Genomic DNA, 22,512 nt, shown 5'->3' with positions numbered 1-22,512 from the left:
GATCATTAAAAAATCATTTCGGTTATGAAACTAAAAGTTGTTATACTTTCACTTTCTGTATTTGCATATACAGGTTTCACCGCACAAAATATTCAGAATAACCCAGGCAGCAATCACGGCAATAAGTTTGAGCAGCTGGGAACTATTCTACCAACACCCAACATTTACAGAACGGCTTCAGGAGCTCCCGGTCACGGATACTGGCAGAACAGAGCCGATTATAACATCACCGCTTATCTGGATGAAGATAAAAGAAATCTGAAAGGTTCAGAAACGGTGACTTACTACAATAATTCGCCTGATGAACTGGACTATATCTGGCTGCAGCTTGATGAAAACGAACACTCAAGCATCAGAAATGCAGGATATGACACTTCGTCTGTACTTCGTCCTTCCACTACGGACCAGCAGCTTAAAGTTTCTGAACTTCCTGTAAAAGATAACGGTTATGGTGTAAGTCTGGAAAAAGTAACAGATGCTTCAGGTAATCCATTGAAGTATACAGTCAACAAAACGATGATGCGTATCGATCTTCCCAAAGTTTTAAAAAAGGGTGAGAAATTCGTTTTCAAAGTAGACTGGAACTATAATATTTCCGACAGAATTAAAATGGGAGGCCGAGGAGGTTTTGAAAACTTCCCTGAAGATGGCAATGATCTGTATACAATGGCCCAATGGTATCCAAGAATGTGCGTCTATAGTGACTTCCAGGGTTGGCAGAATCATCAGTTTACCGGAAGAGGTGAATTTGCTTTGGTTTTCGGAGACTTTAAGGTTTCCATGAATGTACCTGCAGATCATATTGTTGGCGGAACAGGAGAATGTAAAAATTACGATCAGGTGTTGACATCTGATCAGCTATCAAGATACAGAAAAGCTGAAAACGCAGCAGAGCCTATCGAAATTGTAACCTTGGATGAAGCTAAAAAAGCAGAGAAAAATCATTCAAAACAAAGAAAAACATGGGTTTTCGAAGCGAAAGATGTTCGTGATTTTGCATGGACTTCTTCCAGAAAGTTTGTCTGGGACGGAATGCGTGTAACGATTCCTGAAAACAATAATAAAGTAATGGCAATGAGTTTCTATCCAAAAGAATCTTACGGTCTTTACAGAAAATTTTCTACAAAAGCGGTAGCCCATACCATCAAAACCTATTCGGAATTTACCATTCCTTATCCATATCCTGTGGCTCAGTCTGTAGAAGCTGCCAATGGAATGGAGTATCCTATGATCTGTTTCAATTTCGGGAGAACCGAAAAAGACGGAACTTATTCTGAAGGAACAAAAAATGGAATGATCGGAGTAATCATCCACGAGGTTGGTCACAACTTTTTCCCAATGATCATCAATTCTGATGAAAGACAGTGGGCATGGATGGACGAAGGTTTGAATACATTTACTGAATATCTTACAGAAGAGAAATGGGATAACAAATTCCCGTCTAAAAGAGGACCAGCATGGACAATCGTTGACTACATGAAACTCCCGAAAGATCAGCTGGAGCCTATCATGAGTAACTCAGAAAATATTGTTCAGTATGGTCCGAATGCTTATTCAAAACCTGCTACAGGACTGAATATTCTTCGTGAAACGATCATGGGAAGGGAGCTTTTCGACAAAGCATTTAAAACGTATGCAAAGAGATGGGCATTCAAGCATCCTGAACCTGCAGATTTATTCCGTACGATGGAAGATGCCAGCGGAGAAGATCTTGACTGGTTCTGGAGAGGCTGGTTCTACGGAACAGATCCTGTAGATATTGCAATTGATAAAGTAACGGTTGCTGTTCCTAATCTTGAGAGTGATCCAAGAGCTGCTGCTGAACTAAAATATCAGGTTGAAAAACCATTGGTAAACAGTTTTGAAGACCTTTCAAAAATAAGAAACAGAGAAGATAAGAATATCAAATTCTATGTAGATGGTGATAAAGATCTTCAGGATTTCTATTACAGATATGACAGAGGCCAGGAAAAGGTTGATAACAATAAGCAATACACCATCAAAACAGAGGCAGGTCTTACTTTAGATGCCAAGGATAAAGAGAAATTCAAAAATATAACAGGATATCAGATAGATTTTGTGAACAAAGGCGGTCTGGTAATGCCAATCATTCTTGAGTTCACTTTTGAAGACGGATCAAAAGTATATGACAAATCTGCAGCGCAGATCTGGAGGCTGAACGAACAAAAAGTTTCCAAGACGTATTATTTTGATAAGAAAGTAAAATCTATTCAGCTGGATCCAATGAGAGAGACTGCTGATATTGATACAAGCAATAATTTCTGGAGCAATGCCGGAGTGGGAAGTGAAACTTCAAAATTCCAACTTTTCAAACAAAAACAAGGAGGAGGTTCTGTAAGAGGAGGCTCAACCGGAAAAGTCAACCCAATGCAGGCCGCAGGAAAGAGTTAAAAATCAAAAGGTTGTAACTTTTATAAATACAGCACTACTTATTATTAAAAAGATCATGAAAACTTTTCTTTTCCTTTTAATACTAAGTAGTGCTAATTTTTTTTCCCAGAAGCTACTTACTCCTGAAAATTCCGGGATCAACTCAAAACTTATCCACGATGAAACTTCTGAAGCCGTATGGTTTGCTGAAAATGCAGGTACAAAAATAGAAATAGGAAGCATTGTTACTGAAATCAAAAAACTGAACAAAGCAGATCTTTTGATCAGAACAACGGTAAAAATGAAACAGGCTCCGGATGCGAAATGGACGGATTCTACTCTTGTCAAAACAGCCAATTTCACCCCAGTCTACCACTCTTCTTACAATTCAATGAGAGATATGGTTCTCAAGTCTGAAAAAGATAAGGTCACCGGATATTATCTTGATAAGAAATCTCAGAAAAAAGATATCATCGAAATTCCTGCAGATCATTATTTCGACAGTAGCAGCTATGCCCAGCTGATCAGATATCTTCCGTTGAAAGAACACTATACTGCCGAGATTTCTATTTTCGATTATAACCCCAAATCTGAGAAAAAAGGGATGATGAAAGCCTACATTCTGGATACTCAAAAGACAGAATATAAAGGAAAACCGGTTTGGGCAGTAAAAACCAATGATGACATCAGCAACAAAGCAACCACAGTAACCTATTATATTGATGCAGCCACAAGGAAAATTGTAAAGCAGGATATAGAAATGGCAGGAAGAAAAATGTATTTAGAAACAGCTCCTTAAATTACTTAAATCCAGATACCAATATCTCATTTTCGTCTACAAAAAACATAACAATCTGGCTTAAAAAGTTTTATATTTGAATTACATAACACCAAATGTCAAAAACCTGATTGACTTTAAATGTTCAGGATGTACCCATCAAAATATTTTTAACTATGAAAAATGCAAAACTACTAAGCAGAGATGCTCAGAAAACAATTAATGGCGGACTTGCTGCCAGACTCGTTTGCTGCGAACGCGACGACAACGGAAAATGTACTTTATGGATCGGACCAGGACAAAACTGTCCTTAGTTCTGTCATCTGATAACAATTTTGATAAAGCCGGAAATTTCCGGCTTTTTCTATTCACACCCTCAACTCATTATCATTATTGTCTGATAATCAAAATTTTATTTCAAAAAACATAATAAAATTATATCACGAAATAAGGAAAAATAGTATCTTTGATTTACTTCTTTTACACCAAATGTCAAAATCCTGATTGACTTTAAATGCTCAGGAACGTACAAACAAAATATTATTAACTATGAAAAACGCTAAATTATTAAGCAGAGATGCTCAGAAATCTATCAATGGCGGAGCAGCAGGACGTATTTGCTGTGAGTACAATTACAAAGGACAGTGTATCCTGTGGATTGGACCTGGACAATATTGCCCATAGTTCAGTCACTTGATAACAGTTTTTAATAAGCCGGAAATATTCCGGCTTTATTTTTTACCCTAAATGTTCTTTTAGATTCTTTTTATAGGTTCTCCCCAAAGGAAGCTCATCGCCGTTTTTCAAAAAAACATGACCAGAGTTATAAGAATTGATATGTTCTGATAATACAATATAAGACTTGTGAATTCTGATAAACCCAAAATGCTGAAACTTCTCTTCAAAATTGGACATTCTTTCCAGAATCATATACTTTTTCAACGGCGTCATCAGCACAATATATTCCCCGAATCCCTGTATCCAGAGAATATCTTTTAGAAAAACTTTATTCATCACATAATTGGATTTGAACATGATAAAGTCTTCTTGTTGCTGACTGCTTGCTGAGCTTTTAAACTGGACAAAATCCCTTGCTTTATTGACTGCTTTTTTAAATGTATCAAAATCCACAGGTTTGATAAGATAATGAACAACATCTAGTTCAAAGGCTTTTACTGCATATTTTGTCTCCAGCGTAAGAAAGATACACAGCGGCGGATCAGGAATTTGCTGCAAAAGCTCTACTCCATTGATGCCAGGCATATTGATATCGAAAACAACAAGATCTACTTTATTGGCTTTCAGAAACGCCAGTGCTTCTTCCGGTTTCTGAAATGAAGCCAGCAGTTCAACCTCTTCAAGCTGATCACAATATTGTTTTACAAGCTGTAATGCAGGATATTCATCATCTACATTAACGATAGTCAGGTTAGCCATTGATAGTAATTGTTAAAGCAATTTTATATTGATCATTTTCTTTCGGTCCGGAATAAAACTCATACTGATCAGGATAAAATTTTTCCAATATATGAATAATTGCTTCATTACCCAATCCGTGATAATCAGATTCAGCTACAAGAGTTCTATCTTTCCCGACAGAGTTTATAATTTCAAAATACAGTTCAGAGCGCTCAATATGACAGAATAATTTTATAAAAGCATAAGCATCTTCTCCAATTGCTGAATGTTTTAAAGCATTTTCAAATAAAGTAAGAAGTATAGCAGACGGAATTTCAGCAATGTCAAATTCTTCCTGATCTTCAATATCCATTACAATATCAAGCTGGTTATTATATTTAAGCTGATACAATGCAGCAAGCGCTTTCAGGGAAGAAAACTCCTGAGAAACCGTTACTTTTTCTTTTCCACTATCATAAATAATATATTTCAGAAGTCTGCTCAGCTGCAAGATAGAATCCGATGTCTTCTCCGAATGGGTAAAACTATTGGCATATATATTATTAAGGGTATTCAACAAAAAATGAGGATTTAGCTTAGACTTCAGCAAATCAAGATAAAGCTGATCCTTCTCTTCTCCAAGACTGATCACATCCTGTTCTATTAAAAATTTGTCTTTGGTAATTCCCAGAAAAGAGCCTACCAGAATGATGATTCCTTGCGAGATATACACATTATACAGAAACCCGACATGATAACCTTCTCCACTGAAATCCATCTGAAAAACGGCAGGTTCCCAAAGAATTCTGAAAAGACTGGACCCTAAAAAAAGGATTAATGCATAGAGAATAAACTCCGGATACTTATTCGATAAATAGAATCGTGGAACAAGATAGTAATACACCAGATAATAAATTCCAACATTGAAAATTGTATTCAAAATAATGCTTATCACCAATTGATTTGAATCCAGGAAGTAGTTTTCGGTGAAATAAGTCATTAAAATGAAGATAAAAAGGAAAAAAATGTGCTGAAACCTCAACAAAAACTTCCAGCGATACTTCATAAGGCTTTCCAGAATTTTACCACTAAATAAAATCCTGATAATCAATAATATAATGATAAAATTAATGATTAAAAACATAGTCCATACCTTATTTTGAAACGCATCAAATATAATATCTTTTTGTCTCAAAATGCAGTTCGTTGAGAAAAACTGTCATTGATTGAAAAAATCCAGGCCCGCTCTTCCTAATAAATATATTTGAGAAACCGCAATATTAATCAAATATTACATGAAACTTAATATAAAATCAACGCTTATCTTATCATTTTGTCTACTGAATGGTCTTTTATATAGTCAGAGCAAAGACAATTATAATATGTGGTTTCAGTACCTGATGTCTGCAAAGCTGACTGATAAAAGTACTTTAACTGCACTTACCCAATACCGTTCCTTTGACCTGGCTTACGACACTAGACTTTTCCTTGTGAATGCTTATGTAGACTATGAAGTGGCAGAAAATATAAGACCTGCCGCAGGAGCGATGTTTCTGATCCTAGAATCTTATAATGCCGACGATTCTAAAAAGATAAGATATGAAAAAAGACCTTTCCAACAGGTAACTGCTGAGTATTTCATCGGAAGAACATCGATCTCCAACCGTCTTAGAGTGGAAGAACGTTTCCTCAGCAATCCTGATGAATTTGAAGTAAGAATCCGATATCTCATCTCTGTCAGAATTCCCTTCAACAAAAAAGGAGAAAAAGAAAAGCTCTACGGTATTCTTAAAAATGAAATAAGAATGAATGTGGATAAAGTAGAGCCTTTCGACAGCAATCGTATTACAGCAGGACTTGGAATAAAAATAGGCAAAAACTCTGCACTGGAATTGGCTTTCATCAATCAGCTGGAAACCGGAAAAACAAGTAACTACGGTTTCATAGGTTTCAGAAACAGCTTTGACTGGAGAAAAAAGAAACAACAATAATCTCATTAATATTTATAGATAACTATGCTTACATTTCTTGGTTTTTTAATGATTTTCATCTTCATGATTCTCATCATGAACAAAAAGATGACTCCGCTTACCGCCTTGGTCCTAGTACCAGTCCTTATAGCTGTAGTGGCAGGATTCGGACCCGAACTCGGAGATATGATGAAAAATGGTGTCAAAGAAATAGCACTTACGGGGGTTATGCTGATTTTTGCTATCCTGTATTTCAGCCTGATGATTGACACCGGGCTTTTCGAACCACTTGTCAATGCCATATTAAAAGCTGTAGGAGATAATCCTGTAAAAACAACCATCGGAACTGCCCTTCTCACCACTTTAGTTTCTTTAGACGGTGATGGCTCTTCCACTTACATTATTGTAGTGGCAGCATTACTCCCGCTTTATAAAAAACAGGGAATGAACCCTCTGGTTTTAACCTGTATTATCATGCTTGCAGGTGGTATTATGAATATTCTACCATGGGGTGGTCCTACCGCAAGAGTGATGAGCTCCCTTAAACTGGGACATACTGAAATATTTGTTCCTATGATTCCGGTTATGCTGATCGGGCTGGTATGGGTATTTTTTGTGGCCTATATTCTGGGAGTTCGGGAGAAAAAAAGAATAAACAAACATGGAAAATATACCAAATACAGCGGACAGGATATTGCTGGTGAAAATGACCCTGCATTAAGACGTCCAAAGCTTATTATTGTTAATTTAATTCTGACTATTATTCTTCTTTGCGTTATGATTCTGGACATTATTCCTTTGGGAATTGCCTTTATGATAGCCTTCTGTATAGCTTCCCTGATTAATTACCCGAAACTGAAAGACCAGCAGAAAATCATTTCAAAACATGCAGGGAATGCGTTATCTGTAGCAGGAATGATCTTTGGAGCTGGAATTTTCACTGGAATCCTGAATGGAACCGGAATTATGAATGCTATGGGAAACAGCATTATCAGTATTGTTCCTAAAACCTGGGGTGGATATCTGAATGTCATCACCGCAATATTCAGTGTACCGCTTACCTTTTTTCTTACCAATGATGCTTATTATTTTGGAATATTACCTGTGATTACAGCTACAGGCAGCCAGCTGAATATTCCTCCTGATATTTTGGGACGTGCCAGTCTTGTAGGGCAGGCTTCTCATTTATTAAGTCCGTTGGTGCCTTCTACTTATCTGTTGGTTTCACTGGCCGGTGTAGAATTCTCTGACCACCTGAAATTCACCTTAAAATGGGCTATAGGATCATCAATTGTAATGTTACTGAGCGCATTGATTCTTGGTATTATATAAGGTTATATCTTTGAATTTTGAATATTGTAATCTTACCATCAATAAAAAGTGAATGATGAAAACTGCCAAGCAAAAAACATTTACCGACTCTTATTTAAGAAACCTTACGCTTTATGTATTCACAGCGATTATTTGTGGAGCATTGACCGGTTATTATTTTCCGGAAGTCAGCAAACATCTGGAAACGGTAAGCAGTTATTTCTTCACACTTCTTGAAGTTTTGATTATTCCTGTTATTTTCATTGCAGTAACGTATGGGGTAAGCTATATTTTCAGTACCAAAAATGCTTTTAAAATTGTGAGCCAGATGGTTCTGTATTTTTTAATCATTACCTCTCTCAGTATTTTATTGGGAATCGGGTCTGGTCTTCTTTTAAAACCGGGTGCCAATACAGGAATTATTCTTTCTTCTCATAAAGAACTCCCAGAAAGATTTTTAATCAAGACTTCAAATCCCTTGCATATCAGCAACTATGTTCTTTTTCTTTTAATATCCATCTCTGCAGGAGTCGTAATCGGTCTTTCAAAGAAGAGGAATAACATCTTTAAAGCTTTAGATGCGGGAAGAAATTTGTTTTTCAGGCTCATCAAATATGTTTATTTATTTCTTCCGATCGTCATTTTCTCTAATATCGCCTACGGAATTTCCGTCTATGGAATTAATACCTTGCTCCCTTTAAGTAAAATTGTTGCCACGGTATATCTTACCAGTGTATTTTTTATTTTCGGAATATTGGGTGTTATAACGGCTTACTTTAAAATTAATCTCTGGGATTTTCTGATCAGCATCAAAGAAGAAATCATTCTTGTAGTGGCCACCTCTTCTTCAAAGACTGCTTTCCCAATGATCTTTGACAAAATGGAATCACAGGGATATGACCGGAAAATTCTTCGTCTTATTATTCCTCTCGGATACAATTTTAATCTGGCAGGAGCGTGCATTTATCTTTCTATTTCATGTATTTTCCTCGTTCAGCTTTACAATATTTCTCTTACGCCAATGGATTATTTCTGGCTTTTTATAACGATTTCCATTGCTTCAAAAACGGCTTCCGGAGTTCCCGGATCAGGCTTCCTTGCGCTGATGTTTACCCTAAGCAGGTTTGGAAAAATTCCTACCACAGATCTTGCGCTTTTATACAGCATAGACCGTTTTATGAACGAAGCGAGATCGGTTACCAACTTCATTGGCATTTCAGTTTCTGCTGCCATTATTTCAAAACTTAATCAAAATTCTATTCCCTTAAAAAATGATATTTCCTGATTTTACACACCTCTTCAATGACATCTTAGAAAACCCGGCAAAATCCATTGCTATTATCGGCAATCTTATCCTGATCGAAAGCCTTCTTTCTGTGGACAACGCCGCAGTATTGGCCACCATCGTAATGGATCTGCCCGAACATCAAAGAAAAAAAGCCCTGAAATATGGAATCCTTGGAGCTTATGTATTTCGCGGACTCGCTCTTATTTTTGCTTCCGTACTGATTTCCGTATGGTGGTTGAAACCATTGGGAGGATTCTATCTGATCTACATTTCTTTTGACTGGTTCATCAAAAAAATTAAAAACACAAATGATGAAGAAAATCCGGAGGAAAACCCGGACAAAGAATCCAGCTGGCTGTATAAAAATTCCATCGGGCTGCTGGGACAATTCTGGGCAACCGTTGCTATTGTAGAAGTAATGGACCTTGCTTTTTCCATAGATAATGTTTTTGCAGCAGTAGCTTTTTCAGACAATTTACTTCTGATTACTCTCGGAGTATTTATAGGAATTTTAGCGATGAGATTTATAGCACAGTGGTTTGTCCGCCTTATGCAGGTATTTCCTTTTCTTGAAACGGCAGCTTTTATTGTCATTGCTATTTTAGGAATTAAACTAAGTTTATCTTTATATGAGCACTTCTACCCTGCTACGGCATTTGCTCAATTTTTAGCCAGCCATACCATGGAAATATTAGTTTCCGCCATCACTGTTCTTTTGTTTGTAATACCGGTAGCGACGAGTTATGCTTTCGGATTCCCAGCCCGCAAAAAATAATTTTTCTGCCAAATTTTCACATTCAGAAATAAAAGTCTGCCATTTCAGCCACCGACGTCTCATGGCATACATTTAGAGAATTACAACACAGAAATAATTAAAAAATAAATATATTATGTCAGTAAACTTTAAACCATTGGCAGACAGAGTTCTGGTAGAGCCAATCGCAGCAGAAACTAAAACAGCTTCAGGAATCATTATCCCGGACACTGCAAAGGAAAAGCCGCAAGAAGGTACTGTAGTGGCAGTAGGTCCTGGTAAAAAAGATGAGCCTACAACAGTTCAGGTAGGTGACAAAGTTCTTTATGGAAAATATTCAGGTGCTGAATTGAAGTTGGAAGGTAAAGATTACTTGATCGTAAGAGAAGCTGATTTATTGGGAATCATTGGGTAAGCTTCTGGCTATTGGCTTCTGGCAAATGGCTTTTTCTGCTTAGAAATTAATTCATGAGAGATTTTTAAAAATTTGAAGTGTGGCAATTAAGTCATCAATTGACTTTAAAAATATATACTTCAACCAGAAGTTTTCCAAAAGAAGAAATTTTTGGACTCACCTCTCAAATCAGAAGATCATTTGCATCAATAGGATATAATATTTCAGAAGGAAGCGGCAGAAATTCAGATAAAGAATTTGCCAACTTCATCAATATTGCATCAGTATCCTCTAATGAAGCCGAGAACCAATTAATTCTTGCTAAAGATTTAGGATACATTCATGAAAATGAATATCAAAATATTTTAGAAGAACTAACAATACTAAAAAAGAAGCTTGTCACTCTATGGAACAGGCTCAATGGAAATTAAAAATTAAAGTTAAACACGCGAATTGCAAAAGCTAAAAGCAAAAAGCAAGTCGCCAAAAGCTAAACAAACATGGCAAAAGAAATAAAATTCGATATTGAATCAAGAGACGCTCTAAAGAGAGGAGTAGATGCATTGGCTAATGCAGTAAAAGTAACTTTAGGTCCTAAAGGGAGAAATGTAGTAATCGAAAAATCTTTCGGTGCTCCACACGTAACTAAGGATGGTGTGTCTGTTGCAAAAGAAATCGAACTTGAAGACAGAGTAGAAAATATGGGAGCTCAGATGGTAAAAGAAGTAGCTTCCAAAACTAATGATATCGCAGGAGACGGTACTACTACCGCTACTGTATTGGCACAGGCAATCGTAAGAGAAGGTCTTAAGAACGTAGCGGCAGGTGCTAACCCAATGGATCTTAAAAGAGGAATCGACAAAGCGGTAACTGCTGTTGTTGAAAACCTTAAAGCGCAGTCTCAGGCTGTGGGAGATTCTACAGATAAAGTAAAGCAAGTTGCTTCTGTATCTGCTAACAACGACGAAACAATCGGTGCTTTAATCGCTGAAGCTTTCGGAAAAGTTGGAAAAGAAGGAGTAATCACTGTAGAAGAAGCTAAAGGTATCGATACAACGGTAGATGTTGTAGAAGGTATGCAGTTCGACAGAGGTTACCAGTCACCATACTTCGTGACTAACCCTGAGAAAATGTTAGCTGAACTAGAAAACCCATATATTCTTTTAGTAGAGAAGAAAATCTCTTCAATGAAAGAATTGTTACCGGTTCTTGAGCCAATTGCACAAGGTGGTAAGTCTCTATTGATCATCTCTGAAGAAGTAGAAGGTGAAGCTTTAGCTACTTTGGTGGTAAACAAACTAAGAGGTTCTCTTAAAATTGCTGCTGTAAAAGCTCCGGGATTCGGAGACAGAAGAAAAGCAATGTTAGAAGATATCGCTATCCTTACAGGTGGACAGGTGATCTCTGAAGAGCAAGGTTTCACAATGGAAAACATCTCTTTAGATATGCTTGGAACTGCTGAGAAAGTAACGATCGACAAAGACAACACTACGGTTGTAAACGGTGGTGGTGACGAAGCGAAAATCAAAGGAAGAGTAGCTCAGATCAAAGCTCAGATGGAAACTACAACTTCTGACTACGACAGAGAAAAACTTCAGGAAAGATTAGCTAAGTTAGCTGGTGGTGTTGCTGTACTTTACGTAGGTGCTGCTTCTGAAGTAGAAATGAAAGAGAAAAAAGACAGAGTAGATGATGCTCTACACGCTACAAGAGCAGCTGTAGAAGAAGGTATCGTTGCAGGTGGTGGTGTTGCTTTAGTAAGAGCAATCTCTTCATTAAACGAACTTTCTGGTGCTAATGCTGACGAAAACACGGGTATCAAAATCGTGAAAAGAGCCATCGAAGAGCCATTAAGACAAATCGTTGCTAACGCAGGTGGTGAAGGTTCTGTAATTGTTGCTAAAGTAGCAGAAGGATCAGGAGACTTCGGATACAATGCGAAAACTGACGAGTATGTTAACATGCTTGAAGCAGGGATCATTGACCCAACTAAAGTAACAAGAGTTGCCCTTGAAAACGCAGCTTCTGTATCTGGAATGCTTTTAACAACTGAATGTGTTATCACTGAAGTGAAGAGCGCTGAACCAGCTATGCCAATGGGTGGTGGAATGCCAGGAATGATGTAACATGTCGCTAAGACAAATTTAATATATAAACCGTTCTACTTTGTAGAGCGGTTTTTTTGTTTATGGTTTTCCGTAACGGTATTTCATTTTAATCCTTTAATTTAGTCACAACTCCAACAAAACGAAATAAAATCGACACTTACCGATTATAACAAATCAAATTCCATAATTTCATTGGTTTTTATTTCAATAAAACTAACTAAAATAGCTAAAGACAACGAAGAAAATGAAAATAATCACGTGGAATTGTAACATGGCCTTTCGTAAAAAAGGAGAAATTATTCTAACAGAAGAACCTGATATACTTATAATTCCTGAATGTGAAAACCAAGAACGCCTTTCAATTGGACATTATACAAAGCAACCAACTGATATTTTTTGGTATGGAGACAATCCTAATAAAGGAATTGGAATTTTTTCATTTAATGAGTTTAAAATTAAATTACTAGGCATTCATAACTCTGACTTCAGATACGTTTTACCATTATCAATTTATAATGACAAAGTCTGCTTCACAGTTTTTGCAATATGGGCACAGAAACCAGAAAAACATAGCTGCTATACTGAACAAATTTGGAACGCAGTTCATTTTTATAGTAATCTATTAGATAAGGATAATGTAATTCTTGCAGGTGATTTTAATAGTAATTCAATTTGGGATAAACCAAACAGAATTTATAATCACACCAATCTTGTTAACTACTTAAAGACCAAAAATATTATAAGTACTTATCATCACTTCCATAATCAGGCTCAAGGGCAGGAAAAACATAATACCCTGTTCATGCATCGAAAAATTAACAAACCATATCATATCGACTTTTGTTTTGCCTCTTTAAATCTTATTGATAAATTAGAAAATGTTGAGATAGGCACTTATGAAAAATGGACAAAATATAGCGATCATAAGCCATTAATAGTAAAGATTAACTTATAGTATAAAAATCCAAAGTCCAGAAACTTAAATCGTAAAAATTTACGAGTATGTTCAAATGCTTGAAGCAGGAATCATTGACCCAACTAAAGTAACAAGAGTTGCCCTTGAAAACGCAGCTTCTGTATCTGGAAGGTTTCTTACTACTGAATGTGTAAATTAATATACTAACCGCTCTACTTTTGTAGGGCGGTTTTTGTTTTTTATGGTTTCCCGTAAGGAACTGCTATATCGAAATTTTAACTTAGCATAATTACATTAATAAAAACAGACATAACAATTAACCATAATGAAAGTACCTTATTACATTTTCTTACAAGTTGTCTATTTTGAAAATAAAGGAGCTTTTTAATACTTCAAAAAATTTATGGAAAACCAATTACAATCAATATCTAAAATATTTACAGAAAAATTATTTAGAATTCCAGACTATCAGAGAGGTTATGCTTGGACGGAAAAACAATTAAAAGAATATTGGAATGATATAATACAATTGGAAAACGATAAGAATCATTATGTTGGAGTATTAACTCTAGAAAAAGTTCCTATTGAAGTTTATGATTTATGGGAGGATGATAAATGGATCATAGAATCAAAAAGCTTTGAACCATATTATATTGTTGATGGCCAACAACGATTAACAACAACAATAATTTTAATACAAGCAATAACTGAAACTCTGACCAAAAAAGATGAATTAAACTATTCTACAGCAGAGGAAATTAGAAAGAGATATATTTTTGAATCTAAGGATAAAGGAATTTCACGCTCATATATATTTGGCTATGAAAAAGATAATCCTTCATATGAATTTTTAAAAACTAAAATTTTTAATGAAAATTCAACAAGTGGATATAGCAACGAAATAACAATTTATACACATAATCTTGAATATGCTAAACAGTTTTTTCTAGAAAAACTTAAATCCTCATCAATTGCTGAGAAAGAATCAATTTTCAAGAAAACTACACAGAACTTATTATTTAATATCTATGCTATTACGAATGATATAGACGTGTTTGTAGCATTTGAAACTATGAATAATAGAGGAAAGCCTTTAACAAATTTAGAACTACTTAAAAATAGATTAATTTATTTATCTACAAAAATTAAAGAAGATGATAATGAGAAAATTATTTTGAGAAAAATTATTAATGACGGTTGGAAGGGTATTTATCACTATTTAGGGCTAAATAAAGAAAATCCACTAAAAGATGATGTTTTTTTAAATGTCCATAGAGAATTATATTTTGGAAAAGAAATGTTTTCTGAAGAAGATATTGATTTAGAGAGACACTACAGAAGACATTATACAATTCGAGGTGGGCTTGAAGATTTTTTATTAGATAATAAATTCAATTTAAAAAATATTTATGAAGATGGTGATAACAAAATTACAATAGACTATATTAAAAATTATGTTGAAAGTTTACAAAATGCTGTTATAGTATGGTATAATATACTTAACCCTACTTTATCTAATGAATTTTCTGATAAAGAAAAATCATTACTTGACAAGATATCAAGATTAAGGTCTGGAAGATATTCAACTTTATTATTAGCCATTTATTTAAAAAAGCCAACAATTACAACAAGAATTAAAGTTTTAGAAAAAATTGAAAGATTAGGATTTTTAATGAATTTTTATTTCGGAAGGTATGGACTTGAAACAATAAATTTTCCAATGGTAGCCATAAAAATTCATTCCGGCGAAAAAAGTATTTCTGATTTGACAAAACAATTAGATACTAAAATAAATGAATTTCTCATGCAAGAAGATTTACCTAGTAAAATTGCAGAAATATTCAGAAATCCAGGGGGATTTTACTATTGGGATGGAATTAGATACTTTTTATTTGAGTATGAATTAAGCTTAAAAGAGAAGTCTAAAGCAAAAAAAAATAAAATAAACTGGCTAGAATATATAGATGAACAAGATGACTTCATTACAATTGAACATATATATCCTCAAACCCCTAAAAAAGATTGTTGGACAAAGGTCTTTAACAAGCATAGCTTAAAAGATAGAAGAGCTCTGAAAAATTCACTTGGAAATTTACTTCCTCTGTCTAAACCTAAAAATTCAAGTTTACAAAACAGATGTTTTGTTGATAAAATCAACAATGATCAAAACTATGTAGGATTTAGATATGGCTCTTATTCTGAAAATGAAATCTCTGGTTTACCCGAATGGACACCTCAAAACATTAAAGAAAGAGGAATAAAATTATTAAAGTTTATGGAAAAAAGATGGGGGCTAAATTTTGAAAACGATGATAATAGAATTGAGATATTAAATTTGAATTTCTTAAAATAAAAGTCTCTCAACTTACCCAAATAAAACAAGTAATCCGAAGTTTCCCACTTCGGATTCTTTATATCCCAACCCCATCTAAAATACCCCACTTCCCCATTTCCTATCCCCCAACTTTTACTTATATTTGTTTCTATAACGTACACAAATATGCAAAACAAAAAAATACATCAGGGGAGAAATATTAAGCGTTTTCGTGAGATGTTGGGTATCAAGCAGGAGGCTTTGGCTTTTGATCTTGGGGAAGACTGGAACCAGAAGAAGATTTCGCTTTTGGAGCAGAGAGAAACTATTGAAGATCCTTTGCTGAAAAGGATTTCTGAAGTATTAAAAATTCCTGTGGAAGCTTTTCAGAATTTTGATGAGGAGCAGGCAATCAATATTATTTCCAACACTTTCGATAACTGCCAGCAACCAGCTTCTATTTTCTATAACTCTACAATTAATCCTGTAGATCAATTAATCAAAGTACACGAAGAAAAAATTGCGCTGTACGAAAGAATGCTGAAGGAAAAAGATGAGATGATGGCCAGACTGGAGCAGTTGATTCAGAAATAAAAAACAAAACTAATAACCAACCCTTCATGAAACTTTATACTTTAATAGTAGGAATACTCTTACTATTTTCCGGTTGCACAAAAAAAGACCCATACAGAGTCGGCCAGGAATGGAACTACAAAACCCGACCCACCGAAAAAAACTCTACCCTTACCATATTAAAAATTGAAGAATACCCTGAAACCGGAAAAGTGATTCATATTTCTGTCAGCGGTTTGAAGATGAAAAACCCTGCCAGCCCTATCGGTTATGCAGAAACCCTCAGCCATATTCCCATATCAGAAGAGGCATTAGACAAAAGTGTCACCAGTCTGAAAAATGAAACCGGCAAAAAGCCAGATTCTCTTAAAATGGGCGGTTATTCTTACTGGAAAAAAGAGTTCGACAAAGGAGATGCAGGAATATTCACCATTCCCATTTCTGAGATTGTAGAAGCAATGGAAAAATCTATTGTTGCAGGGGATTATACTCAATAAAAACTTTTGTACATTTTCCTCCATGAAAAACTTTATACTGCTATTGTTTTGTTTTGCACTTTTATATTCCTGTAGTAATAAAAATGGTGATCACAAAATTGAAAAACCTAAACCTGTTCTGATCAAAATAGGATACTACCCTACGTTTCATCTTCCTGCTGAAACCATCTTAAATTTTAACGAAAAATATTTGATTTTTTACAGCCCGGTTTCTTATAACCCACCGCCACCTCTGCCTCCATCAAAGGAAAATGGAGAAAAATGGAGTACCGAAGAAGAGAAAGGACATCTGGAATACCTCAATGAAAGGCCGGAACTGCAACCTTTTAAAATTACACTCTCTCAAAATGATATCGATCGAATTCAACGAATATCATGTTCCTTCACTTCAGAAGATTTTAATGATAAAGATTTAAAACCCGCAATGGATGGGATGTCAACGAACATTATCATTGTATACTCCAATGGAAAATTAGTTCAAATCAACCCGATGAACGCTCCCAATGAAAAGCAAAGGGCATTATATGGAGAGATTCTAAATCTCCTCATAGAAAAGAATACGAATAAGAATGATGCTATTATTTTACAGAAAATAAAAGGATATCACTGATTGATAACCCCATTCTTCCAATGCTCCCGACTTTGCACCAATAAAATATATCACCAAAGTCACAGATTTCGGACAATAAACCACCCTCAACCTCTTCCGAACCCCCCTCCAGACACTTTCATAACTTCCTCCAGACCCTTTATCAAGGGTCTCCAGCCACTTCCGAACGGCCTCTAGCCCCTTTACAAAGTGCCTCCAACCCCCTTCTATAAATCCCTAAAGCCCCTTGGGTAAGTAGCTGTACCCACTTCGGAACGGCCTGTACCCCGTTGAACAAATGGGTAGAGCCCCTTATGCAACCCCCTCTACCCCCTTAGGTAAGGGGGTAGCTGTACCGGATGATGATAGGCAGAGTGTGAATAAAGCCGGCATCTAGGACAAACTACAGAAAGGAATATGATAAACCTATATGCCTGATGCAGCGTATCTTATTATCTCTATTTACATTTGAACCTATAGATACTCTCACATGTTCATTTAATAGCTAAATTTGGATGTTGGTAACAAAAAAACAAATTAAGAATGAAAATGAATTGCAACAAATGTAAAAATGAAGTGATTACTCTAAACTTTTCTGAAGAACAAAAACTTGATCTTTATATTTTGATGCAAAACGATTTAAAAGTATTTATTGAAAAAAAATTAATTGACGAATTCAATGTAGACAAAAAGGAAGCAAAAATTATTATTCAACATTTAAACAAGAGAAATGGCAGCTGTGCAGAATGTGAGTTTGAAAAATTGAATGGAGAATATGTTGAATGTCCCAATTGTGGTGCTTTTAATTATAATCTTAATGAACCCGTGTTTAATTTAGAATTTTGCAGTCATTTAGAATGGTCTCTGGATTTTAGCAACATTGAAAATGAAAAGATAAAGTATTATGCTAAATCTTTTTGGTGTGATGGTATAAGTCATTTACCGGAAGACACAAAATCTTTACTTTGCAATAAGATTGAAAACAACAAGCAAATCATAACAAAAGCCTGGATTGGATATGGTGGCAATGAAATTTATGAAATGAAAATCAAGTTTGGGAAAAAAGCTATAGACAATTATAAAAATAATAAAAGCTTAATCGAATGCATTCCAGGAAATAATGAAAATCCGAATTGGATAAAGTTATGTATGGAAGATAAAAAGATTGAAATTCAATTAAAATAATAACTGTTGCTAACATGATTTTGCACCATTGTAGAAGGCAGCGGGGAACATTCAACAGCCTCTAAAAAAATAAGAACCCCGAAGTCTGGACTTCGGGGTTCTTATACGTATTTAATCTTCAATTACTCTGAATTTGGAAAATTTAAGAAACTCAGTATAAATAGGCATTTAAAGTGAATACTGATAAATCTAATACTGTTGCAATAAATACTTTAAAATATCTGTAGTAGTCACAATACCTTTCAGGTCACCATTTTCTACCACCGGAACAGAATGAAAACTATGTTCGGATAAAATCTCTGCTACTTCTTTTATGGTAGTGTCAGGATTGACAGTGAGAGGAGCTTTTGTCATCACCTGCGAAATAGTAAATACGTCGTATACCACTGCTGACACAGGAACATCCTCTTCATCATCCGATTGTTCTACATCCGCATAACTGATTTTTAATAAATCACTATAACTTAGTACTCCTAATAACTTTTGATTTTCGACAACCGGAATATGCCTGATTTTATTTTTTTTAAATAAACTTTCAGCCTCATACAATGATTGTGTAAGATTGAGTGTAATCAGTTCTTTAGTCATAATTTGGGAAATTGGAACTCTTTGTTTCATACCATTTTTGTTTAGATTATTGTGAAAATTTACAATGAAAAACGAACCATAAATTCTTTTTTCATACTCAAAGTTAGCGAAGAAAAACCTGCCCCATTATACAATTACAGCTGACATTTATCAATTTTTCCTCCTGTTTGATATGTTAAATATCATTGCTCCATCCTTGTGATTTTTTAAAGAACACTCTAACTTTAATAGTTAATTTTCAATATCTTACCAAAATAATTCTCAAGAAATTCCAGACAAAATTGTCATCTCATGCCGCTTCCAAACCCCTGTTACCATTTCATCAGGTGGTTCGTCCTTTTTATACGTGACTACAACCAGTTGGATAAGTAGCAATATCCCTTCGGAACAGCCTGTAGCCACTTCAGCAACTGTACTTGATGATGAAATGCAGAATGTAAATAAAATGATCCTGTTTTTAGTTAAATAATATGATGTTCATCCCACTACCTCAAACTTTCTCTTATCTTTGTTTCAATAACGATCTGAACAGTGCTGACGATGTAGCACCAAAACAAAATATGGCAACAAAAGAAGAATTCTGGGACAGGAAAAAGAAATTAAATGATGATTTTTTCGTGATGGGCTCCGTGGCCAATCCTGCAACCGAAGAACAAATCAGAAAATATGAAGAAAGCACAGGATTTACCTTCAGCGAAGATGTTAAGGATTTTCTGACCTCATTCGGATCCTTACTTTTTGAAGTGAAAGAAGAGATCTGGAAACGTCCCCAGGAATTTGATGTTCTTCCAGGCTGGAAATTCGGGTATGGTTTTTTTGTGTACGGACTTTCGCAGGATGAAGAAATGCCTTCCTGGATGGGATTTGAAGAAAAACATCAGGAAGCCATTGAGTATAAAGAAAAGCCATTGGGGCAACTGTTTTTCAAGCGCAGTGGAAATCTCTACAGAGCCTATACCAACAACGGAATCATAAAAATTGAGTATGACAAATACGACGAGGAAGATCATGAAGTATTTGAAGGAAATATTTACGATTTTTTAATTGAAGAAATTAATAATTTAGAACAGGATTATCTGGAATATATCAACGAAGGAAAATCCTGATGTATTACAAAATCTTATAATCTCTGATTTTAAGCCTATAAAACAAAACACTAAAACTTACTACCATTGAAAACAAAATTATTATTCCTTTCATTTTTGGGTTTCTTGCTGCCCCATGCACAAACACTTCATTTTCAAAAGCTTGCAAGCATGTCAGCAGGCAGAGGAGCCATAACAAGTGTAATAGTGAATGATGATATTTATGTATCCAATGGCTATACAGCTGATAAAGAAGCCAGCTATATTGAGAAATATAATATTACCGATGACAGTTGGAGTATTTTCAACGCTACTCTAAGTCCCAAAAGATTTGCTAATTCGGAGGCTTACAATAATAAGATCTATATTTTTAACGGTTTGGGGAACTGTCATCTTGAAATTTTAGATCTTGCAACCAATACCATAACTGAAGGAGCAATGAATCCTTATTATGCCGGCGGTTCCGGTTCTGTCATATATAATGGGAAAATATATGTGTTTGGAGGCAGCGGATTAAACGGGGCTCCTATATATTCTGATAAATTTCAGTATTACGACATTGCTTCAGATACCTGGCATCCATTACCGGATATGCCCATAGCCAAAGAAACAAAAGGTAAAGTTGTTAATAATAAACTGTATGTCATTGGTGGTTTTAACGAAAATTCTTCTAATCTGATAGATGTTTACGACCTTAACACGAATCGTTGGACCAATCAGTATAAAATGCCTGTTGGAGTATCCGGGCACTCATTGGCAGTAGCCGATAATAAGATTTTCATTGTGGGTGATTATAGTAATCAGGGTTTTCTGGCCTATTTTGATACTACCACCAATAAATTCTACCAGTTATCATCTGATATGATTCCCCGAAGACATTCAGCTGCAGAAGTATATAACAACAGATTATACATCATTGGTGGAAATACAAGCACTCTTCCCTCTTCCTCTATTAAAAGTACACAATTTGCAGAGATTAATGAAATAATGTTCAATCTGAATATCCCATTATCTCCATAGACGAGAAAAACATCGATATCCAGTTACTCAAAGTCAGGAAACTTTACGTCATCAAAAAAATAAAATCCGAAGTCTCCCACTTCAGATTCAGCTTTTACATATATTTGTTTCTATCAATATGTAAAACAAACACGAAACCTTACTACCCTTGAAAACAAAATTATTTTTCCTTTCATTTTTGGGTTCACTGCTCACCTATGCACAAACGCTTCAGTTTAAAACTCTCGCTACTATGTCTGCAGGCAGAGGAGCCACAACCAGTGTCATCGTGGATGATAATATATATGTGAGCAATGGATATCAGCAAAGCGGAGGTAGCGCCAATTTTATTGAAAAATATAATATTACCGATAATAAATGGAGTGTTCTCAATGTTACTCTAAGTCCCAAAAAATTTGCAAATTCGGAGACTTACGATCATAAGATTTATATTTTTAACGGTTGGGGAAATAGCCATCTTGAAATTGTAGACCTTGAAACCCAGAAAGTAACGAAGGGAGCTGTTAACCGTTCTTATACCGGAAATGCAGGTTCTGCCATCCATAATGGCAAAATATATGTGTTTGGAGGCAGTGGACTCAACAATGCTTCTACCACTACATTTTCTAACAGATTCCAATATTATGATATTGCTTCCAATACATGGCATCCATTACCGGATATGCCAACAGCCAGAGAAGCAAAGGGTAAAATTGTGAATGATAAACTGTATGTCATTGGTGGTTTTAATGGTACCTCATCCCGCCTGATCAATGTTTACGACCTCAACACTAATCGCTGGACCGGCCAGTATACGATGCCTGCCGGGATATCCGGACACTCATTAGCGGTATCCGGCAGTAAGATTTTTATGGCAGGAGGTTATAATAATCAGAATTTTCTGGCCTATTTTGATACGACAACCAATAAATTCCATCAGTTATCCTCTAATATGATTCCCAGAAGACATGCTGCAGCGGAGGTATATAACAATAAATTATACATCATCGGCGGAAGTACAACGTCTTCCACCAAATCGGCGATTAAAAGTACACAGGTAGCTGATATTACCGAGAGTATCCTCTCTTCAATTACAGCCAATGAAAATCGTGAGACCAAAACAAGAGTGTATACCAATGCACAGAAGGACGGTTTTATCATCAGTAATAAAAATAACAGCAATCAATTTGAATTTACCGTTTACTCCTTAGATGGAAAAGAAATAAGCAAAAGTTTTGCTTACTATAATAAAACGATAGATTTATCCAGAGTAAAGCCCGGAAACTATATTTTCAGTTTTAAAGATGAGAAAGGAGTTTTACAGCAGATTAAAATTTTCAGATAATCCTACCGTATAATCATCTATTAAAAAAT

At 35.3% G+C, this 22,512-nt stretch carries 24 protein-coding genes; 21 read left to right on the top strand and 3 right to left on the bottom strand.

Annotated elements, in window-relative coordinates:
- The first annotated feature begins 24 nt into the window (after nucleotides 1-24).
- The 4 genes from REB14_RS05675 (at nucleotide 25) to REB14_RS05660 (ending at nucleotide 3,853) form a co-directional block, all read left to right on the top strand.
- A complete protein-coding gene (locus REB14_RS05675) occupies nucleotides 25-2,412 on the top strand; it encodes a M1 family metallopeptidase (RefSeq protein ID WP_309521727.1) in 2,388 nt (795 codons plus the stop codon).
- Between the two features lie 55 nt (nucleotides 2,413-2,467).
- Nucleotides 2,468-3,190 carry a DUF3108 domain-containing protein gene (locus REB14_RS05670; RefSeq protein ID WP_079243190.1) on the top strand — a complete coding sequence of 241 codons (723 nt, stop codon included), beginning with the start codon at nucleotides 2,468-2,470 and terminating at the stop codon, nucleotides 3,188-3,190.
- A gap of 155 nt (nucleotides 3,191-3,345) precedes the next feature.
- Nucleotides 3,346-3,483, top strand: a complete 138-nt coding sequence (locus REB14_RS05665; protein ID WP_167348788.1) for a hypothetical protein — start codon at nucleotides 3,346-3,348, stop codon at nucleotides 3,481-3,483.
- Nucleotides 3,484-3,718: 235 nt separating this feature from the next.
- Complete coding sequence (locus REB14_RS05660; protein WP_255812661.1) at nucleotides 3,719-3,853, top strand: hypothetical protein; 135 nt, start codon at nucleotides 3,719-3,721, stop codon at nucleotides 3,851-3,853.
- A gap of 54 nt (nucleotides 3,854-3,907) precedes the next feature.
- Here REB14_RS05660 and REB14_RS05655 read toward each other — a convergent pair whose 3' ends face one another.
- Nucleotides 3,908-4,606, bottom strand: coding sequence for a LytR/AlgR family response regulator transcription factor (locus REB14_RS05655; RefSeq protein ID WP_079243191.1), 699 nt, complete (start codon nucleotides 4,604-4,606; stop codon nucleotides 3,908-3,910).
- Nucleotides 4,599-5,567: a sensor histidine kinase gene (locus tag REB14_RS05650; RefSeq protein WP_309521726.1), complete on the bottom strand. Its 969-nt coding sequence runs from the start codon at nucleotides 5,565-5,567 to the stop codon at nucleotides 4,599-4,601. The genes REB14_RS05655 and REB14_RS05650 overlap by 8 nt, the downstream gene beginning before the upstream one ends.
- Nucleotides 5,568-5,862: 295 nt before the next feature.
- Between REB14_RS05650 and REB14_RS05645 the strand changes: the two genes are divergently transcribed.
- The 13 genes from REB14_RS05645 to REB14_RS05585 all read left to right on the top strand — a co-directional run bounded on the left by REB14_RS05645 (nucleotide 5,863) and on the right by REB14_RS05585 (nucleotide 18,466).
- Nucleotides 5,863-6,558: a DUF2490 domain-containing protein gene (locus REB14_RS05645; RefSeq protein WP_238594298.1), complete on the top strand. Its 696-nt coding sequence runs from the start codon at nucleotides 5,863-5,865 to the stop codon at nucleotides 6,556-6,558.
- A 24-nt stretch (nucleotides 6,559-6,582) separates the two neighbouring features.
- On the top strand, nucleotides 6,583-7,869 hold the full coding sequence (locus REB14_RS05640) for a CitMHS family transporter (protein WP_309521725.1): 1,287 nt from the start codon (nucleotides 6,583-6,585) through the stop codon (nucleotides 7,867-7,869).
- Nucleotides 7,870-7,921: 52 nt separating this feature from the next.
- On the top strand, nucleotides 7,922-9,133 hold the full coding sequence (locus REB14_RS05635; RefSeq protein WP_309521724.1) for a cation:dicarboxylate symporter family transporter: 1,212 nt from the start codon (nucleotides 7,922-7,924) through the stop codon (nucleotides 9,131-9,133).
- A complete protein-coding gene (locus REB14_RS05630) occupies nucleotides 9,120-9,911 on the top strand; it encodes a TerC family protein (protein WP_309521723.1) in 792 nt (263 codons plus the stop codon). Before REB14_RS05635 ends, REB14_RS05630 begins: the two co-directional genes overlap by 14 nt.
- Before the next feature lie 115 nt (nucleotides 9,912-10,026).
- Nucleotides 10,027-10,305, top strand: a complete 279-nt coding sequence (locus REB14_RS05625; RefSeq protein WP_034696138.1) for a co-chaperone GroES — start codon at nucleotides 10,027-10,029, stop codon at nucleotides 10,303-10,305.
- Nucleotides 10,306-10,382: 77 nt separating this feature from the next.
- A complete protein-coding gene (locus REB14_RS05620; protein WP_309521722.1) occupies nucleotides 10,383-10,715 on the top strand; it encodes a four helix bundle protein in 333 nt (110 codons plus the stop codon).
- Nucleotides 10,716-10,784: 69 nt separating this feature from the next.
- The gene (groL, locus tag REB14_RS05615; protein ID WP_309521721.1) at nucleotides 10,785-12,410 is read left to right on the top strand and encodes a chaperonin GroEL; all 1,626 of its coding nucleotides are present in this window, start codon (nucleotides 10,785-10,787) and stop codon (nucleotides 12,408-12,410) included.
- A 226-nt stretch (nucleotides 12,411-12,636) separates the two neighbouring features.
- Complete coding sequence (locus REB14_RS05610) at nucleotides 12,637-13,347, top strand: endonuclease/exonuclease/phosphatase family protein (RefSeq protein WP_309521720.1); 711 nt, start codon at nucleotides 12,637-12,639, stop codon at nucleotides 13,345-13,347.
- A 364-nt stretch (nucleotides 13,348-13,711) separates the two neighbouring features.
- Complete coding sequence (locus REB14_RS05605) at nucleotides 13,712-15,661, top strand: DUF262 domain-containing protein (RefSeq protein WP_309521719.1); 1,950 nt, start codon at nucleotides 13,712-13,714, stop codon at nucleotides 15,659-15,661.
- Between the two features lie 147 nt (nucleotides 15,662-15,808).
- Entirely contained in the window at nucleotides 15,809-16,216 is a 408-nt protein-coding gene (locus REB14_RS05600; RefSeq protein ID WP_309521718.1) for a helix-turn-helix transcriptional regulator, read from the top strand.
- 26 nt (nucleotides 16,217-16,242) lie between these two features.
- A complete protein-coding gene (locus tag REB14_RS05595) occupies nucleotides 16,243-16,692 on the top strand; it encodes a hypothetical protein (protein ID WP_309521717.1) in 450 nt (149 codons plus the stop codon).
- 22 nt (nucleotides 16,693-16,714) lie between these two features.
- Nucleotides 16,715-17,302 (top strand): hypothetical protein, encoded by a 588-nt coding sequence (locus REB14_RS05590; RefSeq protein ID WP_309521716.1) that lies wholly within the window; start codon nucleotides 16,715-16,717, stop codon nucleotides 17,300-17,302.
- A gap of 522 nt (nucleotides 17,303-17,824) precedes the next feature.
- Nucleotides 17,825-18,466, top strand: coding sequence for a hypothetical protein (locus tag REB14_RS05585; RefSeq protein WP_309521715.1), 642 nt, complete (start codon nucleotides 17,825-17,827; stop codon nucleotides 18,464-18,466).
- Nucleotides 18,467-18,655: 189 nt separating this feature from the next.
- On the opposite strand, the gene REB14_RS05580 is transcribed toward REB14_RS05585, so the two are convergent.
- The gene (locus REB14_RS05580; protein WP_309521714.1) at nucleotides 18,656-19,084 is read right to left on the bottom strand and encodes a CBS domain-containing protein; all 429 of its coding nucleotides are present in this window, start codon (nucleotides 19,082-19,084) and stop codon (nucleotides 18,656-18,658) included.
- A 316-nt stretch (nucleotides 19,085-19,400) separates the two neighbouring features.
- Between REB14_RS05580 and REB14_RS05575 the strand changes: the two genes are divergently transcribed.
- The 4 genes from REB14_RS05575 to REB14_RS05560 all read left to right on the top strand — a co-directional run bounded on the left by REB14_RS05575 (nucleotide 19,401) and on the right by REB14_RS05560 (nucleotide 22,483).
- Complete coding sequence (locus REB14_RS05575) at nucleotides 19,401-19,523, top strand: hypothetical protein (RefSeq protein ID WP_309521713.1); 123 nt, start codon at nucleotides 19,401-19,403, stop codon at nucleotides 19,521-19,523.
- 1 nt (nucleotide 19,524) lies between these two features.
- Nucleotides 19,525-20,160 (top strand): SMI1/KNR4 family protein, encoded by a 636-nt coding sequence (locus REB14_RS05570; RefSeq protein ID WP_309521712.1) that lies wholly within the window; start codon nucleotides 19,525-19,527, stop codon nucleotides 20,158-20,160.
- A 150-nt stretch (nucleotides 20,161-20,310) separates the two neighbouring features.
- On the top strand, nucleotides 20,311-21,159 hold the full coding sequence (locus REB14_RS05565; protein WP_309521711.1) for a Kelch repeat-containing protein: 849 nt from the start codon (nucleotides 20,311-20,313) through the stop codon (nucleotides 21,157-21,159).
- 148 nt (nucleotides 21,160-21,307) lie between these two features.
- Nucleotides 21,308-22,483, top strand: coding sequence for a Kelch repeat-containing protein (locus REB14_RS05560; RefSeq protein WP_309521710.1), 1,176 nt, complete (start codon nucleotides 21,308-21,310; stop codon nucleotides 22,481-22,483).
- The last annotated feature ends 29 nt before the right edge of the window (nucleotides 22,484-22,512 follow it).

The organism is Chryseobacterium metallicongregator, assembly GCF_031324065.1.
Lineage (GTDB): Bacteria > Bacteroidota > Bacteroidia > Flavobacteriales > Weeksellaceae > Chryseobacterium > Chryseobacterium metallicongregator.
The sequence above is the reverse complement of the archived record's forward strand: the minus strand, read 5'-3'. Positions and strand labels throughout refer to the sequence as shown.

What these genes read in the sequence shown, in the direction of transcription:
- REB14_RS05585 (WP_309521715.1), top strand. Translation starts at nt 17,825, where the DNA reads ATGAAAATGAATTGCAACAAATGTAAAAATGAAGTGATTACTCTAAAC.
- REB14_RS05565 (WP_309521711.1), top strand. Translation starts at nt 20,311, where the DNA reads ATGTCAGCAGGCAGAGGAGCCATAACAAGTGTAATAGTGAATGATGAT.
- REB14_RS05635 (WP_309521724.1), top strand. Translation starts at nt 7,922, where the DNA reads ATGATGAAAACTGCCAAGCAAAAAACATTTACCGACTCTTATTTAAGA.
- REB14_RS05605 (WP_309521719.1), top strand. Translation starts at nt 13,712, where the DNA reads ATGGAAAACCAATTACAATCAATATCTAAAATATTTACAGAAAAATTA.
- groL (WP_309521721.1), top strand. Translation starts at nt 10,785, where the DNA reads ATGGCAAAAGAAATAAAATTCGATATTGAATCAAGAGACGCTCTAAAG.
- REB14_RS05570 (WP_309521712.1), top strand. Translation starts at nt 19,525, where the DNA reads ATGATGTTCATCCCACTACCTCAAACTTTCTCTTATCTTTGTTTCAAT.
- REB14_RS05650 (WP_309521726.1), bottom strand. Translation starts at nt 5,567, where the DNA reads ATGACTTATTTCACCGAAAACTACTTCCTGGATTCAAATCAATTGGTG.
- REB14_RS05630 (WP_309521723.1), top strand. Translation starts at nt 9,120, where the DNA reads ATGATATTTCCTGATTTTACACACCTCTTCAATGACATCTTAGAAAAC.
- REB14_RS05675 (WP_309521727.1), top strand. Translation starts at nt 25, where the DNA reads ATGAAACTAAAAGTTGTTATACTTTCACTTTCTGTATTTGCATATACA.
- REB14_RS05580 (WP_309521714.1), bottom strand. Translation starts at nt 19,084, where the DNA reads ATGAAACAAAGAGTTCCAATTTCCCAAATTATGACTAAAGAACTGATT.
- REB14_RS05625 (WP_034696138.1), top strand. Translation starts at nt 10,027, where the DNA reads ATGTCAGTAAACTTTAAACCATTGGCAGACAGAGTTCTGGTAGAGCCA.
- REB14_RS05655 (WP_079243191.1), bottom strand. Translation starts at nt 4,606, where the DNA reads ATGGCTAACCTGACTATCGTTAATGTAGATGATGAATATCCTGCATTA.
- REB14_RS05590 (WP_309521716.1), top strand. Translation starts at nt 16,715, where the DNA reads ATGAAAAACTTTATACTGCTATTGTTTTGTTTTGCACTTTTATATTCC.
- REB14_RS05610 (WP_309521720.1), top strand. Translation starts at nt 12,637, where the DNA reads ATGAAAATAATCACGTGGAATTGTAACATGGCCTTTCGTAAAAAAGGA.
- REB14_RS05670 (WP_079243190.1), top strand. Translation starts at nt 2,468, where the DNA reads ATGAAAACTTTTCTTTTCCTTTTAATACTAAGTAGTGCTAATTTTTTT.
- REB14_RS05645 (WP_238594298.1), top strand. Translation starts at nt 5,863, where the DNA reads ATGAAACTTAATATAAAATCAACGCTTATCTTATCATTTTGTCTACTG.
- REB14_RS05600 (WP_309521718.1), top strand. Translation starts at nt 15,809, where the DNA reads ATGCAAAACAAAAAAATACATCAGGGGAGAAATATTAAGCGTTTTCGT.
- REB14_RS05595 (WP_309521717.1), top strand. Translation starts at nt 16,243, where the DNA reads ATGAAACTTTATACTTTAATAGTAGGAATACTCTTACTATTTTCCGGT.
- REB14_RS05640 (WP_309521725.1), top strand. Translation starts at nt 6,583, where the DNA reads ATGCTTACATTTCTTGGTTTTTTAATGATTTTCATCTTCATGATTCTC.
- REB14_RS05660 (WP_255812661.1), top strand. Translation starts at nt 3,719, where the DNA reads ATGAAAAACGCTAAATTATTAAGCAGAGATGCTCAGAAATCTATCAAT.
- REB14_RS05665 (WP_167348788.1), top strand. Translation starts at nt 3,346, where the DNA reads ATGAAAAATGCAAAACTACTAAGCAGAGATGCTCAGAAAACAATTAAT.